This window comes from Actinacidiphila cocklensis (assembly GCF_907177275.1).
In the GTDB taxonomy this organism is placed as follows: Bacteria; Actinomycetota; Actinomycetes; order Streptomycetales; family Streptomycetaceae; genus Actinacidiphila; species Actinacidiphila cocklensis.
This window is the reverse complement of sequence record NZ_CAJSLV010000044.1, coordinates 121,963-137,773: the sequence shown is the minus strand read 5'-3', so window position 1 is coordinate 137,773 and position 15,811 is coordinate 121,963. Positions and strand designations below refer to the sequence as shown.

General features: G+C 75.3%; 15 protein-coding genes and 2 pseudogenes. 9 read left to right on the top strand and 8 right to left on the bottom strand.

Going from position 1 to position 15,811, the window contains the following annotated elements; translation table 11 throughout:
* Positions 1-98 precede the first annotated feature (98 nt).
* The 3 genes from NFU81_RS08325 to NFU81_RS08315 all read left to right on the top strand — a co-directional run bounded on the left by NFU81_RS08325 (position 99) and on the right by NFU81_RS08315 (position 3,212).
* Positions 99-1,181 carry an aminoglycoside phosphotransferase family protein gene (locus tag NFU81_RS08325; protein WP_251486744.1) on the top strand — a complete coding sequence of 361 codons (1,083 nt, stop codon included), beginning with the start codon at positions 99-101 and terminating at the stop codon, positions 1,179-1,181.
* Positions 1,182-1,240: 59 nt separating this feature from the next.
* Positions 1,241-2,068 carry a dihydrodipicolinate synthase family protein gene (locus tag NFU81_RS08320; RefSeq protein WP_251486742.1) on the top strand — a complete coding sequence of 276 codons (828 nt, stop codon included), beginning with the start codon at positions 1,241-1,243 and terminating at the stop codon, positions 2,066-2,068.
* Positions 2,069-2,168: 100 nt separating this feature from the next.
* Entirely contained in the window at positions 2,169-3,212 is a 1,044-nt protein-coding gene (locus NFU81_RS08315) for an aspartate-semialdehyde dehydrogenase (RefSeq protein WP_251486739.1), read from the top strand.
* A 345-nt stretch (positions 3,213-3,557) separates the two neighbouring features.
* Here the strand turns inward: NFU81_RS08315 and NFU81_RS08310 are convergent, their stop codons facing one another.
* Positions 3,558-4,844, bottom strand: a complete 1,287-nt coding sequence (locus NFU81_RS08310) for a M14 family zinc carboxypeptidase (RefSeq protein ID WP_251486738.1) — start codon at positions 4,842-4,844, stop codon at positions 3,558-3,560.
* A 211-nt stretch (positions 4,845-5,055) separates the two neighbouring features.
* On the opposite strand from NFU81_RS08310, the gene NFU81_RS08305 reads away from it, so the two are divergent.
* Complete coding sequence (locus tag NFU81_RS08305; RefSeq protein WP_251486736.1) at positions 5,056-6,225, top strand: HesA/MoeB/ThiF family protein; 1,170 nt, start codon at positions 5,056-5,058, stop codon at positions 6,223-6,225.
* A gap of 181 nt (positions 6,226-6,406) precedes the next feature.
* On the opposite strand, the gene NFU81_RS08300 is transcribed toward NFU81_RS08305, so the two are convergent.
* The 4 genes and pseudogenes from NFU81_RS08300 to NFU81_RS08285 all read right to left on the bottom strand — a co-directional run bounded on the left by NFU81_RS08300 (position 6,407) and on the right by NFU81_RS08285 (position 9,804).
* A complete protein-coding gene (locus tag NFU81_RS08300; protein ID WP_251486734.1) occupies positions 6,407-7,702 on the bottom strand; it encodes a M14 family zinc carboxypeptidase in 1,296 nt (431 codons plus the stop codon).
* Between the two features lie 186 nt (positions 7,703-7,888).
* Positions 7,889-8,617 carry a flavin reductase family protein gene (locus NFU81_RS08295; protein WP_251486731.1) on the bottom strand — a complete coding sequence of 243 codons (729 nt, stop codon included), beginning with the start codon at positions 8,615-8,617 and terminating at the stop codon, positions 7,889-7,891.
* Between the two features lie 91 nt (positions 8,618-8,708).
* Positions 8,709-8,852 (bottom strand): annotated as a pseudogene (locus NFU81_RS08290) (LysR family transcriptional regulator); the annotation flags it as partial.
* A 73-nt stretch (positions 8,853-8,925) separates the two neighbouring features.
* A complete protein-coding gene (locus NFU81_RS08285) occupies positions 8,926-9,804 on the bottom strand; it encodes a MerR family transcriptional regulator (RefSeq protein ID WP_251486729.1) in 879 nt (292 codons plus the stop codon).
* Between the two features lie 84 nt (positions 9,805-9,888).
* Between NFU81_RS08285 and NFU81_RS08280 the strand changes: the two genes are divergently transcribed.
* The gene (locus tag NFU81_RS08280) at positions 9,889-10,473 is read left to right on the top strand and encodes a P-loop nucleotide/nucleoside kinase family protein (protein WP_251486727.1); all 585 of its coding nucleotides are present in this window, start codon (positions 9,889-9,891) and stop codon (positions 10,471-10,473) included.
* On the opposite strand, the gene NFU81_RS08275 is transcribed toward NFU81_RS08280, so the two are convergent.
* Positions 10,406-11,170, bottom strand: coding sequence for an SDR family oxidoreductase (locus NFU81_RS08275; RefSeq protein ID WP_422665167.1), 765 nt, complete (start codon positions 11,168-11,170; stop codon positions 10,406-10,408). The two genes, NFU81_RS08280 and NFU81_RS08275, sit on opposite strands and share 68 nt — an antisense overlap.
* A 78-nt stretch (positions 11,171-11,248) precedes the next feature.
* Between NFU81_RS08275 and NFU81_RS08270 the strand changes: the two genes are divergently transcribed.
* Positions 11,249-12,121 (top strand): sigma-70 family RNA polymerase sigma factor, encoded by an 873-nt coding sequence (locus NFU81_RS08270; protein WP_251486723.1) that lies wholly within the window; start codon positions 11,249-11,251, stop codon positions 12,119-12,121.
* A gap of 55 nt (positions 12,122-12,176) precedes the next feature.
* Complete coding sequence (locus NFU81_RS08265; RefSeq protein WP_251486721.1) at positions 12,177-13,112, top strand: aminoglycoside phosphotransferase family protein; 936 nt, start codon at positions 12,177-12,179, stop codon at positions 13,110-13,112.
* Here the strand turns inward: NFU81_RS08265 and NFU81_RS08260 are convergent.
* Positions 13,083-13,649: pseudogene (locus NFU81_RS08260) on the bottom strand (LysR family substrate-binding domain-containing protein); the annotation flags it as partial. The gene NFU81_RS08265 and the pseudogene NFU81_RS08260 sit on opposite strands and share 30 nt — an antisense overlap.
* Between NFU81_RS08260 and NFU81_RS08255 the strand changes: the two are divergent.
* Entirely contained in the window at positions 13,614-14,000 is a 387-nt protein-coding gene (locus NFU81_RS08255) for a DoxX family protein (RefSeq protein ID WP_422665166.1), read from the top strand. The pseudogene NFU81_RS08260 and the gene NFU81_RS08255 sit on opposite strands and share 36 nt — an antisense overlap.
* On the opposite strand, the gene NFU81_RS08250 is transcribed toward NFU81_RS08255, so the two are convergent.
* Entirely contained in the window at positions 13,952-14,689 is a 738-nt protein-coding gene (locus tag NFU81_RS08250; protein WP_308208273.1) for an ArsR/SmtB family transcription factor, read from the bottom strand. The two genes, NFU81_RS08255 and NFU81_RS08250, sit on opposite strands and share 49 nt — an antisense overlap.
* A 571-nt stretch (positions 14,690-15,260) precedes the next feature.
* Here NFU81_RS08250 and NFU81_RS08245 point away from each other — a divergent pair.
* Positions 15,261-15,797: a tetratricopeptide repeat protein gene (locus NFU81_RS08245; RefSeq protein ID WP_251486717.1), complete on the top strand. Its 537-nt coding sequence runs from the start codon at positions 15,261-15,263 to the stop codon at positions 15,795-15,797.
* Positions 15,798-15,811 lie beyond the last annotated feature (14 nt).

The following is a 15,811-nucleotide window of genomic DNA, read 5'->3' as shown; positions in this document are numbered from 1 at the left end:
GCGTCCGGCGGATCCGGTGCCGGGACTACCCTCCACTCCACGCGGCGGCGTGCTGGGACGTGGCCGTCAGCTGGTTCACCGCGCAGTCGAGGAGTTCGATGACCTGGGGAGTCGGAGCACACGCCGCTCCGGTCGGCGCGGACCTGGTCGAGGGGCCGCTCAAGGGCAACCACCACTTCACCTTCGCCGTACGCCTGGACCGGGCCTCGCCGCTGGCCGGCGACTTTCCCTGGCTCAAGCTCCGCGAGCCGCGGGAAGGGGTCTTCTGGTACGACATGCGGTACTTCCCGTCGGAGGACCAGCTGCTGGAGCAGGTGCAGGGCCGGGTGCCGCGGGTGCCGCGGGTGGGACGTGCCGCGGTCAGGGGCGACGTGCTGACCTTTGCCGAGTTCATCGAGGGCGTCACCCTCGACCGGTGGCCCGCGGCGGCAGAGCGGGTGCCCGAGCAGATCCAGGAGCAGTTGGAGGAGCTGTTCGCCGCACTGGCCGCGATCGACCCCGGACCGCTGCTCGCCGAAGGGCAGTCGTCCTGCGACTGCGCGGACGGTGGCGCCGGCGGCCGCGACGGGACCGGGTTCCTGCGCCAGCTGCTGCACTTCGCCATCGCTCACATCTACCTGCCGAACCGGCCGCGGGTCGGCGGCCTGTTCGACGAGCTGGGCGTGAGCCACGAGACGCTGGTCGGGCTGCCGGCGCAGGTGCCCGACCTCACGCCCCGCGGCCCCCGCCTCCTGCACGGCGATCTGCACCGCAAGAACCTCGTGGTCGACCGGGCGGGCGCGCTGTGGACGATCGACTGGGAGCTGGCACTGATCGGTGACCCGGTGTACGACCTGGCCACCCATCTGCACCTGATGGGCTACCGCCCCGACCAGGAACGCGACATGATCCGCCGCTGGCGCCGGGCCGTCGGCCCCGCCGCCTCCCGGGGACTGGACGCGGATCTGCCCCGCTACCGCGACTTCAAGCGCGTCCAGTCGGTCTGCACCGACGTGATCCGCGGCGCGGCACGGCTGGCCGAGCACCCGGACGGTGGGCGGCTCCGGCACGTGGCGACCGTCGTGTACCGGGCGCTGGTGGCGGCGCAGGAAGTCCTGGGGATGGAGAAGGTGCCGCCGCCGGTCGCGGTCGAGGCGGTGTTCGAGGCGTGGATGACCGCCCATAAGAACAGAGATTCTTAACGGTTACCCTCGCAAAATTTAACTGGACCTACGGTGTTCCGCCGGGTGAGACTCGCCGCATGAGCCCAGCCCTGTACGTACCGCTCGTCACGCCCTTCGCCGCCGACGGAGGGGTCGACTACGGCGCGCTCGAAGCGCTGGCCCGGGACGTCCTCGCGCAGGGGGCCGACGGGCTGGTGGCGCTCGGCACGACCGGGGAGCCGGGGAGCCTGGACGAGGAGGAGCGGGGGCGGGTCGCCGAGCTGGTCGGGCGGGTGTGCCGGGCCGCCGGGGCGCGGTTCGTGCTCGGGGTGGGGGACGGGCGGCGCGGCCTGGGGGAGTGGGCCGTCGCGCCCGACGCCGTGCTGGTCACGGTGCCGGCCTTCGTCCGGCCGGGTGAGGCCGGGGTCGTCGCGCACTTCGCCGGCGTGGCCGCCCGCAGCGACGTGCCGCTGGTCGTCTACCACGTCCCCTACCGCACCGGTCAGCAGCTGACCGCCCGCGCGCTGCGGGAGCTGGCCGCGATCCCCGGGGTGGCCGGGGTGAAGTACGCGGTCGGCGGCATCGACGCCGAGACCGTCGACCTGCTCGGCGACCGGCCGGCCGGCTTCGACGTGCTCGCCGGCGACGACGTCTTCGCGCCCGCGATGCTCGCCCTCGGCGCGACCGGCGCCGTCCTGGCCTCCGCCCACCTCGACACCGCCGCATGGGTGCGGCTGGCCGCCACCGGCGACCGGGAGCTCGGCCACCGGCTCGCCGCACAGGCGGCCGCGCTCTTCCGGGAGCCGAACCCGACCGTGATCAAAGCCGCACTGCACGCCCAGGGCCGCATCCCGACCCCCGGCGTACGGCTGCCGCTGCTGCCCGCGAGCCCGCAGGCGCTGGCCGGCGTACGTCTCGGCACCTGAAACCATTCGCCGCCCGCCCGCCGCTGCGGTGATACTCGAACGGGCGGGCACACCCAGCACCCAGCGCCACGGACGGGCGCGACCAGATCGGAGAGACCGCATGAGGATCGGAATCGTCGGAGCCACCGGGCAGGTCGGCGGCGTCGTACGCAAGGTGCTGGCCGAGCGCGCGTTCCCGGTGACGGAGCTGCGGCTCTTCGCCTCGGCGCGGTCCGCCGGGCGCACCCTCCCGTGGGCCGGCGCCCCCGGTGGCGAGGTCACCGTCGAGGACGCGGGCACCGCCGACTACACCGGCCTGGACATCGTCATCTTCTCGGCCGGCGGCGCCACCAGCCGCGCCATCGCGGAGAAGGTCGCCGGCCAGGGCGCCGTCGTGATCGACAACTCCTCCGCCTGGCGGCGCGACCCCGACGTCCCGCTCGTCGTCTCCGAGGTCAACCCGCACGCCCTGGCCGACCGCCCCAAGGGCATCATCGCCAACCCGAACTGCACCACGATGGCCGCGATGCCGGTGCTCAAGCCGCTGCACCAGGAGGCCGGCCTCGTCTCGATGGTCGCCACCACCTACCAGGCGGTCTCCGGCTCCGGCCTGTCCGGCGTGGCGGAGCTGTACGGCCAGGCCCGCCAGGTCGTCGACGGCGCCGACCGCCTCACCTTCGACGGCGACGCGGTCGACTTCCCCGAGCCGGCCGTCTACGCCCGGCCCATCGCCTTCAACGTCCTCCCGCTCGCCGGGTCCCTCGTCGACGACGGCAGCTTCGAGACCGACGAGGAGCAGAAGCTGCGCAACGAGAGCCGCAAGATCCTGGAGATCCCGGACCTGAAGGTGTCCGGCACGTGCGTGCGCGTGCCCGTCTTCTCCGGGCACTCGCTCCAGGTCAACGCGAGGTTCTCGAGCGAGCTGAGCGTGGAGCGGGCGTACGAGCTGCTGGCGCAGGCGCCGGGGGTCGAGCTGTCGGACATCCCCACGCCGCTGCAGGCCGCGGGCCGCGACGCCTCGTACGTCGGCCGCATCCGCCGCGACGAGACGGTCGAGCACGGGCTCGCGCTCTTCCTGTCCAACGACAACCTCCGCAAGGGCGCTGCGCTGAACGCGGTCCAGCTCGCCGAACTGGTCGCAGCGGAACTTTCCGCGACGGTCTGAGCCCCCGCCCTCCCGGGCACCCCTTGTCCCGGGACCTTCGCCCGGTTGGGTGGCTCGTCGCGCAGTTCCCCGCGCCCCTGAAAAACGGTCACCCTCTGCGCAGAGGGCAAGCCCCTGCCAGGGGCGAACGCTGTGCGCTGGAGGACGCAGGCCAAAAGGGGCGCGGGGAACTGCGCGCCCCGCCGAACGGGCGGGAAAGAAAGCGACGCCACCGCAAGGGGCACCCACCCCAGGTGGCGCTGGGGGTACCCCCATGCGAAGCGCTGGGGGCGGAACCGCGAGACGAGCTGTCCACCCGGGGAAGGTCCGGGGCGTGCGGGTCGGGGCAGGGGGTGCGGCACCCCCCTAGGACGGGAGGTGGTGGAAGGCCGAGAGGACCGCCTCGGTCTGGAGGTCGACCTGGGTCGGAACGGGGAGCCAGGTCAGGCCGTGTTCCGCGGCCAGCTCCGCCGCCCAGCGGGCGAGCCGCCGCGCGCACGCGGTGCGTACGGCCTCCGCCGAGGGCGACGCATCCGCGTCCAGGAGCTGCAGGAGCGTCCCCGCCGCCCGCAGGGCCATCCGCCGGGCGGCGATGTCGAGCGCGTGCACGTGAGCACGCGACAACCGCACCGGCGACGGATGCAGCGCGTCCCACTCCTCCGCGACCCGCGGCCCCATCGCGACGAGCCCGTCGGCGATCCGCAGCAGCCGGGGGTCGCCGCCCGAGGCGCCCAGCACCTGCCGCACCTCGGCGAGCATCGTGCGCGCCAGCCCCGACTGGTGCCGCAGCAGGACCGCGAGGTCGGCGAGGGCGCGGGCCGGGTCGGGGTGCCGGCTGGTGTCGGAGACACCGGCGCTCGCCCACATCGGCACCTCGAACAGCGCGGTCATCCCGCCGTACGCCTGCGGCCGTATCCACGTCGACCTGCTGACGTCCTCGGGCAGGCTGTCGAACTGGGCGCGCTCGCCGGGCTCGGGCAGGAGGAAGACGCCGGGGCCTGAGGACCGCCAGTAGAGGGCGTCGTACGTACCGGTCTGCACCGGCACGTCCCGCTCGGCGGACAGCTTGCCGAGGCTCTCGGACAGCCCGGGCAGGTCCCGGGTGAGCTGGACCCAGCTGCCGCCGATGTCGTTGCCGTGCAGCGAGCACTGCAGCACCGGGCGCAGCTCGTCGATGAGCCGGATCAGCGCCTGCGACTCGGGGAGCTGGTCCTCGGGGGGCCGGATCGACGGCGCCCACTCGGGCTGCTCGTCGGCCGGCGGCCGGTACGCGTGCCGGAAGTGGTCGGCGGGGGTGCGGCGGACCGCCGGTCCCGCCTCGCTGCGCAGGGTGCCGTCCGGGTCGAGGCAGAGCAGGAAGTGCCAGGCGGCACCCGATCCGACGTGCAGGTGCGGGTCGAGGGCGACCCGCTCGGCGATCCGCAGCGCGCTGGCCGCGCCGACCCGTTCGTCGGAGTGCGGCCCCGCGACGACCAGGATGTTGCGTACCCGGGGCCGGTCGAGGCCGACGGTGAGCAGATGCAGCGGGCGGCCCTCCCGCGACCGGCCGGCCACCCGCAGGGTGCACAGCCCCGGCCGGAACCGGACGAACGCGGAGGCCGCAGCAACGACCCCCGCGACGCCCGGGTACGCATCGGCCGTGGAATGGCTCACGTCCCGTTGGAATTGCTGTCGCCGGTGGTCTCCTTCTTGTCCAGCCGTCGTATGACGATGGTGCCCGCCATGCTGACTCCCCTCTCCCCTGTCCAAGTCGGTTGCTGCACACAGGAGTTGACTCTTCACCCCGGGTTACTCCCATGCCTTGTCAGAGTCCGGCGGCACGGCGACAGTGTCAAGGAGGGCGACGGGGAAGGGGGCGGCCCGGATGACGGCACGGACGGAGGCGGACGTCGGGGGCGCGGACGGGGAGTTACGGCGGCCGCGGATCAAGCCGGAGCACCGGGCGTACCGCACGGTCGACGGCAACGTCAGGATCGGCAGCGTCATCTACGGCATCGGCGCGGAGATCGCCGACCCGCACGGCTGGATCTGGACGCTCACCCAGCTGATGGACGGCACCCGCAGCGGGCAGCGGATCGCCGCGGAGGTCGCCGCGCTGCACCCGGCGGCGGTGCTCCCCGAGACGGTCGGCGCGGCCATCGGCGAGCTGCGGCAGGCCGGTTTCGTGGAGGACGCGGCCGCCCCGATGCCGCCGGGCCTTGCCGAACGCGACCGGCTGCGGCACACCCGCGGGGTGGCGCTGCTGCGCTGGATGGACCTCAGCCCGCGGGCCAGCCCGTGGCAGGCGCAGCTCCGGTTGCGCCGCGCCCGCGTGCTGGTGCTCGGGGTCGGCGGAACGGGGGGCGCCGCCGCGCAGATCCTCACCGCCGCCGGAGTCGGGCGGCTGCACGTGGTGGACCCCGACACCGTCGAACTGTCCAACCTCAACCGCCAGTTGCTCTACGGCGAGGCCGACATCGGGCACCCCAAGGCGGAGGCGGCGGTGGCCGCGCTGCGTGCCCTCAACTCCGACGCGGCAGTCACCGGCGAACGCCGGGAGATCCGCGGCCAGGACGCGCTGGCCGAACTGGTCGCCGAAGGCCCGCCCTACGACGTGCTGGTGCTCGGCGCGGACCGCCCGCCGGAGATCCGCCGCTGGGCGAACCGCGTCTGCCTGGCGGCGGACCTCCCCTGGGTGGAGGGCGGTTACCGCGGCCCGCTGGTCACCGCGGGCGTCCACGTGCCCGGTTCAGGGCCGTGCTGGGAGTGCCAGCGGGCGGGCGAGGACGAGCGCCGCGACCTCCGGCTGGCGCCGGGCCAGGACGAGGGCGCCGTGTCCCCCCGGATGCCGTGGAACCCGGCCAGCGCGGTGACCGCGACCCTCTCGGGCACCCTCGTCGCCCACGCGGCCCTCGCCCTCCTCACGGGCGTCCCGCCCATGCGCCACGGCTTCCGCTACGGCATCAACCTCATGTCCCTCGGCGACCCCGTCCTCCAGATCCACCCCCGCCGCCCCACCTGCCCGGCCTGCGGCTCCGCCGGCCCCGGGAACTGACCTCCCCTCGCGGCCTGTCGCCTGCCCGCGGCTGCGCAGAGGCCAGGCAACTCGCCGCAAGGGGCAGTCACTCCAGGGGGGGCCGGGGGCGGAACTGCGCGACCGGCCACGACGGCGGGAAGACGCGCGGGCCACCGCAGGGGGCAGTCACCTGGTCCCTGAGCCACCCGCAGGGGCCACCTCAGGAAAGGCGTTCCACCGCCGAGAGAACGGTCCGCGCCTGCAGCTCGACCTGGTCGAAAACCGGCACCCAGCGTGCATCGAGGCTCGCCACCAACTCCCGCGCCCCCGCGTCGAGCCGCCGCTCGAGCCGGCTCCGCAACCGCCCCGGCTCGGCAGCCGGATCCCCGTCCCCGAGCGGCTGCTCGTCGAGCAGCCGCAAAAGCATCCCCGTCGCCCGCAGCGGAATGCGCCGCGAGGCGATGTCGAGCGCGGCGACGTGCGCCATCGTCAGCGGCACGGGCGATTCCGCCGCGAGCGCGTCGTAGTCCGCGGCGAGCGCGGCGAACGTCCCGACCGCGTGCTCCACCCCGCGCAGCAGCAGCGCCTGGCTGCCGCCCTCGGGCGGGCCGATGACCGGCAGCGCCCGCTCCAGCGTGCTGGCCAGTGCGGCCCCGTCCTTGCGGAGCCTGGCCGCCATCGCGGCGACCGCGTAGGCCGGGTCGGGGTGCGGTGCCGGGTCGGCGACCCGCCGCGTCGCCCACATCGGCACCTCGACGAGCGCGGTGAGCCCGCCGTAGCGCTGCGGGCGGCACCAGGTGGAGCCGTTGACGTCCTCCGGCTCGCTGGCGAATCGTTCCCTCACCCCGCCGGACGGCAGCACGTACACGCCCGGCCCCGAGCCCTGCCAGAACAGCGCGTCGTACGTCCCGACCTGCACGGGGATGTCGAGTTCCGCGGCGTACTTCCCGAACGGCTCGGCCAGCCCGGGGATGTCGGAGGTCAGCTGCACCCAACTGCCGCCGACGTCCGTACCGTGCAGGGTGCACTGCAGGATGGGCCGCAGCTCGTCGATGACGGCCAGCAGGGCGTAGGTCTCGGGGAGTTCGTCGCCCGGGGCGCGGAAGGAGCCTGCCCACTCGGGCTGTTCGCTGACCGCCGGGCGGTAGGTGTGCCGGAAGTGGACGGCGGGCGGGCGCGGTCCGGCCGGCCCGGTCTCGTTGAGCACCGTGCCGTCGGGGTCGAGGCACAGCAGGAAGTCCCAGGTCAGGTCCGCGTCGGCCATCCGCCGGCGGTCGGCGACCGCCTGCTCCGCCAGCCACAGCACCGTGCCGCCGCCGGCCTGCTCGTCCGGGTGCGGCCCGGCGACCACCAGTACGTGCCGCCTGCCGTGTCCGACCGACAGCAGCCACAGCGGCCGCCCGGTCCTGGACTCACCGGCCAGCCGCATCCGGCACAGGTCCGGATGCCGCGCGCTGAGCAGGCGGGCCGCCGCCGCGACACCGGACACGGTCGGATACGCGTCTGGCCCGCGCATGACGGCTCCTCCTCGGCTGAGCGGCTCTCCGGCTGTTCCCTGTGCAGGCGTTCGACCACCCCGCCGCTCAGCTCCGCAGCTGCCCGGCGGTCGAACGTGGTGCAGGTCGTCGTCCGCCGCTGTGCACGGGAAGTGACGGTGCGCCACCCGCGGGGACCGCGAGCGCGCCTGCTCAGACTCGGCGGGTCACTGCCGGGTGTCAAGGGCGCCAGGGCCGGCCCCGGCCACCCGGGACCGCGCGATGTCAGGCCCGCGGTACATCCGCTCGGGGATACGCGCGAGCGTCGACTCCCGCACGCGCGGCCCGAGCCCGTACAGCTGCTGGAAGCTCATGATCAGCGGGCGCCAGCGGTCCGGGTCGATGCGGTCGGTGCTGCCCGGCAGCCGGATCCCGTCGTGCACCAGCACGCGCTGGACGCGCACCTCGAAGACGATGATGCCGCCGCGCTGCTCCGGGTCGTCCTCGGCCAGCGGGTGCGTGGCCTCGACCACGGCCTCCATCGCGACCGGGCACTCCGCGGCCCGCGGCGGCCGTACGGTCTGCGACGCCACCGCCGTCAGCCCGGCCCGCCCGAACTTGTCGCGCTCGAAGCGGTACCCGCGCTCCGCCTTCCCGCCGGGCACCGGATCGCGCCCGGTGGTCAGCGCCAGCCGGTCGACCGCGTCGGCGAGCCGGTCGTCGGGCAGGTTCAGCACGCACTCCCGCTCCCGCAGCAGATTGCGGGCCGTCTGCGACCGTGCCCCCAGGCCCAGCATGCACCGCCACCCCAGCCAGAAGGCCGACGACATCGGCGCCAGGTTCGGCGTCGCCCCGTCCTCGTTGAGGGTGGACAGCAGCACGACGGGCGTGCCGAAGTAGAGGATTCCGGGCTCGATACGCGTGTGGTCGAGCGTGGTCGTGTTCGGTGAGGTCATGCCCCCACCCTGCCCTGCGAACGGATCTCCGGCTGGCGGTATTCGGACGGCACGGTGGCCGGCCCCCGAGGCGCATCGACCACGCCCGGGCCGGTGTCCACGTCCCGGCCGCCGAGTGGACGAACCGCCCCGAGCGCAGGTGGCCGCGCAGCGCGGCGAGCGCCGGGTGCGGGTTGTCGCGGTGCCACACCGGCGAGTGCGGGCAGACCGGCGCCGGGTCCCGTACGGCGATCCGCGTCGGCGGGGTCGAGCCGGCGGCCGATCACGACGCGGCCCTAGGCAGGCAACGCTCCGCAAGGGGCAGGACCTCAGGAGCGCGGGAAGCCCCCGCCGGGCCGCAGGGGAGAAGGCACCGCGGCAGGCGGCGTACGCCCTGGTGCGGCAGGCGCGGCCACCGGGACCTGGATCTCGGTGAGCCAGGACGAAGGCTCACCCCCGGCCGTGAGGAAGTGCTCGCGGCCGGGCGGCTCGGGTACCAGACCCGCCGCCTCGACCCAGCGGGCCAGCTTCTGGATCGAGGCCAGAACGGACTCGGGCGACCCGCGGTGCACCAGCGTGGCGGCCCGCGGCACAGCGGGCAGCAGCACGTACGGCACCCCGCCCCGCACGGGCACACCCGCGTGCACGGTGACCCCGTACGCCCCCTCGGGCAGCGGCTCGAACCACGCGAGGTCCGGGCCGGCCGCCTGCACCCCGGCGGCGGCGATCAGGGCGCGGGCGCCGCGCAGGAGCGGCCGGAGCACCGCCCCCAGGTGCCGCGGGTCGAAACTGTCCGCGGTGCCGCTCAGCGCGGCGACCCGCAGCGCCGGCAGCGGTTTGACGACGACCTCGTCGACGGGCATCGTGCCCTCGCTCTCGATGGTGAGGAGCCGCCGCTCGACCTGCGCCAGCCGGTCGGCCGCGGCGGCCGCCGCCGCGGCCAGTTCGGCCCGGCGCAGCCGCAGCATGCCGCGCAACTGCTCCGCGTCGACCCGGTCGTCCAGCAGTACGGCCACCTGCCGCAGGCTGAACCCGAGGTCCTTGAGCGCGATGATCCGGTTGAGCCGGGCCAGTTGCGCGGCCTCGTAGCCGCGGTGCCCGGTGACCGGATCGACCCGCGCGGGCGGCAGCAGCCCGATGGCGTCGTAATGCCGCAGCATCCGCACCGACACCTGGCCGTACGCGGCGAAGTCCCCGATGGTGAACATGACCCCTCCACTCCAGCCCCTGCCACGGTGTCAGGTTCAAGCCCCGGGCCATACTCCCCTCGTGGACAGCCCCGCGTAGTCGTCGTGTCCGGTCTGCCGGGCAGCGGGAAGAGCACGCTCGCCCGCGGCCTGGCCGCGCGGCTGGGGCTGGCGGTGATCGACAAGGACGTCGTCCTGGAGGCGCTGTACGACTCCCTCGGGGTCGGCCCCGAGCCGTGGCGGCACCGGCTGAGCCGTGCCGCGGACGACGTCCTCTACGCGCAGGCCGCGCTGGCGCCCGGCGCGGTGCTGGACAACTGGTGGCACCCGGAGACCGCCCCGGCCCGCCTGCACGAGCTGTGCGGGCAGGGCGGCGCCCGGCTGGTCCAGGTGCACTGCGACTGCGACGCCGCCGTCGCCGCCGCCCGCTTCCAGGCCCGTGCGCGCCACCCGGGGCACCTCGACCCGGTGCACACCCCGGAGCAGGTCGCGGAGCGGGTCGCCGCCGTACGGGCCTCCTACCGGGGGCCGCTCGACCTCGACGCGCCGCTGCTGCGGGTCGAGACGGGCGGCGGCGCCCCGGTCGACGCCGAGGTGCTCGCCGCGCAGGTGGGCGGCCTGCTCACGCGGCGCGTTCCGCGAGGAAGTCCTCCCACGTCCTGCTGCCCGTGTCGGCGCCCTCCAGGGTGAGGTTGGCGCCGGCCCGGTAGGCGCGGCCGGCCTTGCCGGGCAGGGGGACCGGGAGCAGCGGGCGGTGCTTGCCGCGGGCGGTGAGGTAGCCGCGGACCAGGTCGGCCACCGGGTAGACGGCCGGGCCTGCCAGGTCGGGCACGCGGCCGGCGGGCTCGCCGAGGGCCAGCCTGGTCAGCCGGGCGGCGACGTCGCGGACGTCGACCGGCTGGAGGCGCATGCCCGAAGGGACCGGGACGACCGGCAACCTGGCCATGCCCTTGGCCATCGTCAGGGCCAGGTCGTGGAATTGGGCCGCGCGCAGCACCGTCCAGGGCAGGCCCGACTCGGCGACGACCCGCTCCGCGGCGAGCTTCGTCCGCAGGAAGCCCAGCGGGACGGTGTCGGCGCCGATGACCGAGATGACCAGCAGGTGCCGCACATCCGCCTCGACCGCGGCCCGCACCAGGTGGCGGGTCGCCTCGTCGTCGCCCTTGTTGCTGCCTGCCAGGTGCAGGACGGTGTGCACGCCGGCCACCGCGGGGCCGACGCCGGTGTCCTGGAGCAGGTCGCCGGTGACGTACTCGACGCCGTCGTCGGCCGATTCGCGGCTGTGCCGGGTGAGCACGCGGACGGTGCGGCCGGCGTCCCGCAGCATCGGCAGGACGTGGCGTCCGAGCGTGCCGGTGCCGCCGGTGACCAGGATGGGCGAGGTGATCATGTGGTTTCTCCCGTGGCGTTCGCGCTGTTCTGGCGGGTTATTTTGGTGACCCGCGGCGGAAGAGGAACGTGACCGATGAGCGACGAGGCGGCGCTGGCCGGCAGTTTCGAGCAGGAGCGGCCCCGGCTGCGTGCGGTCGCGTACCGCATGCTCGGCTCGGCCGCCGAGGCCGACGACGCGGTCCAGGAGGCCTGGCTGCGGCTGAGCCGCAACGGCGCCGACGGCATCGAGAGCCTCCCCGCGTGGCTGACGACCGTGGTGGCCCGGCTGTGCCTGAACATGCTCAGGACGCGCGGCACCCGCCGCGAGGCCCCGCTCGACGACGCGCTGCCCGAGCCCGTGGAGGAGGCCGCCGACCCCGAGCAGGAGGCGGTGCTGGCCGAGTCGGTGGGCCTGGCGATGCTGGTCGTCCTCGACACCCTCGCGCCCGCAGAACGCGTCGCCTTCGTGCTGCACGACATGTTCGCCGTGCCCTTCGACGAGATCGCCCGGATGACCGAGCGCACCCCGACCGCGGCCCGCCAGCTCGCCAGCCGCGCCCGGCGCCGCGTCAGGGGCGCGGACCCGGCCGCGAAGGAGGCCGAGGTGGCCAGGCAGCGCCACGTGGTGCAGGCCTTCCTCGCCGCCTCCCGCGACGGCGACTTCGAGGCGCTGGTCGCCGTCCTCGACCCGGACGTCGTCATCCACGCCGACCGCACCGCCGGCCCCACCCCGGAACCCGTCGACATCCGCGGGCGCCTGCGCGTCGCCCAGGGCGCGTCGGCCGCCGCGGCCCGCGTCGCCTTCACCGAGCCCGCCCTGCTCAACGGCGTCCCGGGCCTGGTCATGGCCCCGGCCGGCCGCCTCCGCCTGGTCCTGACCTTCACCGTCGTCGACGACCTGATCACCGCGATCGACGTCATCGCCGACCCCGAACGCCTCCGCGGCGTCCACATCGAGGTGTTGTAGAGCCCGCCGTTCAATTCGCTTGCGGCGGGCCGGGGGTGCGGTGATCATCACCCGGGTGACTTCTGGTGAGGACGGCCGTGCGGGGATCGACGCGGCGCTGGTGGGGCGGCTGATCGCGGCGCAGTTCCCGCAGTGGCGGGACCTGCCCGTGCGGCCGGTCGCGGTCGACGGGTGGGACAACCGCACCTACCGGCTGGGCGGCGACATGTCCGTACGGCTGCCCACCGCCGCCGGCTACGTGCCGGCGGTCGAGAAGGAGAACACCTGGCTGCCGCTGCTCGCGCCGCACCTGCCGGTGCCGGTGCCGCAGGTGCTGGCCGAGGGGGAGCCGGGGGAGGGCTATCCGTACCCCTGGTCGGTACGCGGCTGGCTGGACGGCGAGACCGCGATGACGCCCGACCGGGTCGGCGACCTCACCGGCTTCGCCGTCGCGCTCGGCGGCTTCCTGCTCGCCCTCCAGTCCGTCGACCCCGCGGGCGGCCCCGCGGCCGGCGCGCACAGCTTCCAGCGCGGTGCGCCGCCCGCCTACTACGACGCCGAGACGCGCGCCGCGCTGGCCGCACTCGACGGCCTCGTCGACACCGCGAAGGCCACGGCGGTCTGGGAGGCGGCACTCGCGGCGGACTTCACGGGTCCGCCCGTCTGGTTCCACGGGGACATCGCCGGCGGCAACCTCCTGGTCTCCGGCGGCCGCCTCGCCGCGGTGCTCGACTTCGGCACGTCGGGGGTCGGTGACCCCGCGTGCGACCTGGTGATCGCCTGGACCCTCTTCTCCGGCCGCAGCCGCGCCGCCTTCCGCGACACCGTCGCCCAGGACCGGCCCGCATGGGCGCGCGCCCGCGGCTGGGCCTTGTGGAAGGCCCTCATCTCGATGCGCCAATTCCGCACCACGGACCAGGACCTGGCCGCCGCGCACGCCCGCGTGATCGCGGAGGTCCTGGCGGACGCCGAGGGGGGCAGGTCAGCCGGCGCCTCCGTCGCGGGCGGGTGACGTGCAGTCCACGCAGCAGCGGACGAAGTCCCGGAGGACGGGGTCGCCGTCGTCGGCGGGCGCCCACGCGACGCCGACCTGGCTGGCGCTGACACCGCTGACGGGCCGGTAGACGACGCCGGGCCGGGCGTAGAAGCGGGCTGCGGAGGCGGGGGCCAGAGCGATGCCGTAGCCGTTGGCGATCGCGTTGAGCCAGTCGTCGGGGTGCTCGGTGACGGCGCCGACGGTGACCGGGCGGCCCTCGCGCTCACCCGCGGCCAGCCAGTAGTCCCGCCACCGGGCCGTCTCGGGCGCGGCCGCCACGCACGGCTCCTCCCACAGGTCTCGGAAGGGGATCACGTCACGCGCCGCCAGCGGGTGGGCGGCCGGGAGCGCGACCCACCTGGGCTCGGTGAGCAGCACCTCCACCCGCAGTGCGTCCTGGCCGGGGAAGGGCAGCCGCAGCAGGGCGACGTGGACTGCCCCGTCGGCGAGCCCGGCGGTCGGGTCCGACCACGGGGCCTGCCGCATGTCGACCCGCCAGCCCGGCCGCAGGCCGCAGAAGCGCGTGACACCGTCGTCACGATCGCGGTCAACGCCGGGATCGCCGTCGCCGACCTCGCCAGGGCGGATTTCGTCCTCGCCAACTCCGCCGAGGTGGGCCTCCCGCAGTCCTGGCTCCCGCGGCTCGCCACGCTGAAGGCGGCCGGGGCCGCCGGGCTCGCGGTCGGGCTGCTGGACGGCCGCTTCACCGCCTTCGTCGGCATCGCCGCCGCGATCGGGCTCGTCCTCTTCTTCGCCGGCGCTCTCGCAGCCCACGTCCGTGCCCGCGTGTTCCGCAACATCGCCTTCCCCGGCGGCTACTTCGCCCTGGCTGTCGCCTCCCTCGCGCTCGCAGCCGCCCGGTGAAGGCCGCCGCCCTCGCCGCCGGCGAACGTATCGCCCAGTTCCGTGCGCCGGTAGCGCACCTCGTGGCGGTGCCGCGCCGCCGTGACGAGGCCCGTGTCCCGGAGCACGGCCAAGTGCTCGGAAACCGTCGCGGGAGCGAGCCCGTACCGGTGCGCGAGCCACGCCGTGGCGGCGGGTTCCGTCAGGCCGGTGAGCAGCTTGGCGCGGGTGTGCCCGATGAGCCGCCCCAGCGCCGCCGCCGCGGCATCGGCCCCCGCGTCGGCGACCCACAGGTTGCCGACGCCCCGCGCCGGATAGATGAGCGTCGGCTGCCACGGCGGGTCGAGGACGATCACCACCTGCTCCCATTTGAACGCGCTGGGCATCAGCACCAGCCCCTCGCCTTCGAGGTCGCGGTGGTCGGTGCCGCCGTGCTCCCGGGTGAGGACGTTGTCGTGCCAGCGCACGGACGGGTGCAGTTCGGCGAAGAGCCGGTCGAGGCCGCCGCCGGCCAGCCGCCGCGCCTGGAAGGCGATGTCCGCTTCGAGCAGCGCCCTGGTCCGCGGCCAGTACGGCTCGACCAGCGCCGTCCACGCGTCCGCCACGAGGCCCGCGAGTAGCGCGACGACCTCGGCGGGGTCGCCGTCGAGCAGCAGCCGGCCGGTGGCGGTGCGGGCCGCGCCCGGCGTCTCGGCGAGCGACCGGGCGATCTCGGCGCGGGCCTGATGCGGCGGCGTCGCGGCGATCCGCGCCAGGTCGTCCGCGAACGAGGGGAAGGACTCGGCCGGGCGGTCGGGCGGCGGGGAGAGGAAGTCGGGGGTGTAGCCGCGGCGCGGCTGCAGCAGGGTCAGCGGCCGCAGGTCGAGTCCGCGTGCGGCGTCCGTGACGTCGGCGAGCCAGCGCCGGTGGTGGCCGGGCGGCTGCGGGCCGGTCGCGACGCGTACGGCGGCCAGCGTCTCGAAGGCCGGCGAGCAGGCGAAGCGGCAGCGCAGCAGGTCGGCGGGGCCGAAGCGCAGGGTGGTGATGGCGGGACCTCCTGGGAGCAGGCCGCCGGGGAGCGGGACCTCCTGGGAGGGGACGTCCGGGTCGGGCGGGGAGGTGGGCGGGGGTGGCGGCGGGCGGCAGCGGCGGCGGCGCGGACGGGCGCGGCGCCCTCACCGTACAACGCGGTGATTCGGCGGCCACCGAATCACTGGTGCCGGCCGCGACGGCCCTCGCAGGATGGCGGCGCCGCCGGACGACCGGCCGGGCACCGGACCGCACAGCCAGGAGCGTGGACCCATGACCGCAGCACCGACGACCGCCGCCCCCGCCGCGGACTGGGAGCGCCGCAACGCCGACCTGTGGGCGGCCGTCGACGGCCTGCCGGAGGAGGACTTCCGCGCGGCCATGGACGCCCTGGTCGGCGAGCTCCCGGAGGGCGACGGCACCGGCCTGTTCGAGCGGGCCGCCGCCTGGGACTCCACCGGCCACTCCGACCTCGCCGTCCCGCTCTACCGGGCCGCCCTGGACGCCGGCGTGCCCGGCGAGCGCCGCCGCCGCGCGGTGATCCAGATGGCCAGCTCCCTGCGCAACCTCGGCCGGTCCGAGGAGAGCGTCGCCCTGCTGACGGAGGAGCGCGCCAGGACCAGCGACCACCTCGACGACGCCGTGACCGTCGTCCTCGCCCTGGCCCTCACCGACCTCGACCGCGCCCGCGAGGCCGTCTCCCTGGCGGTGGCCGCCCTGGCCCCGCACCTGCCCCGCTACCAGCGCTCGATGGCCAACTACGCCCGCCTCCTCGTCGACCCCGACCCCGACCCCGACCCGGAGTCCTGACCGCGCCCCGCGGC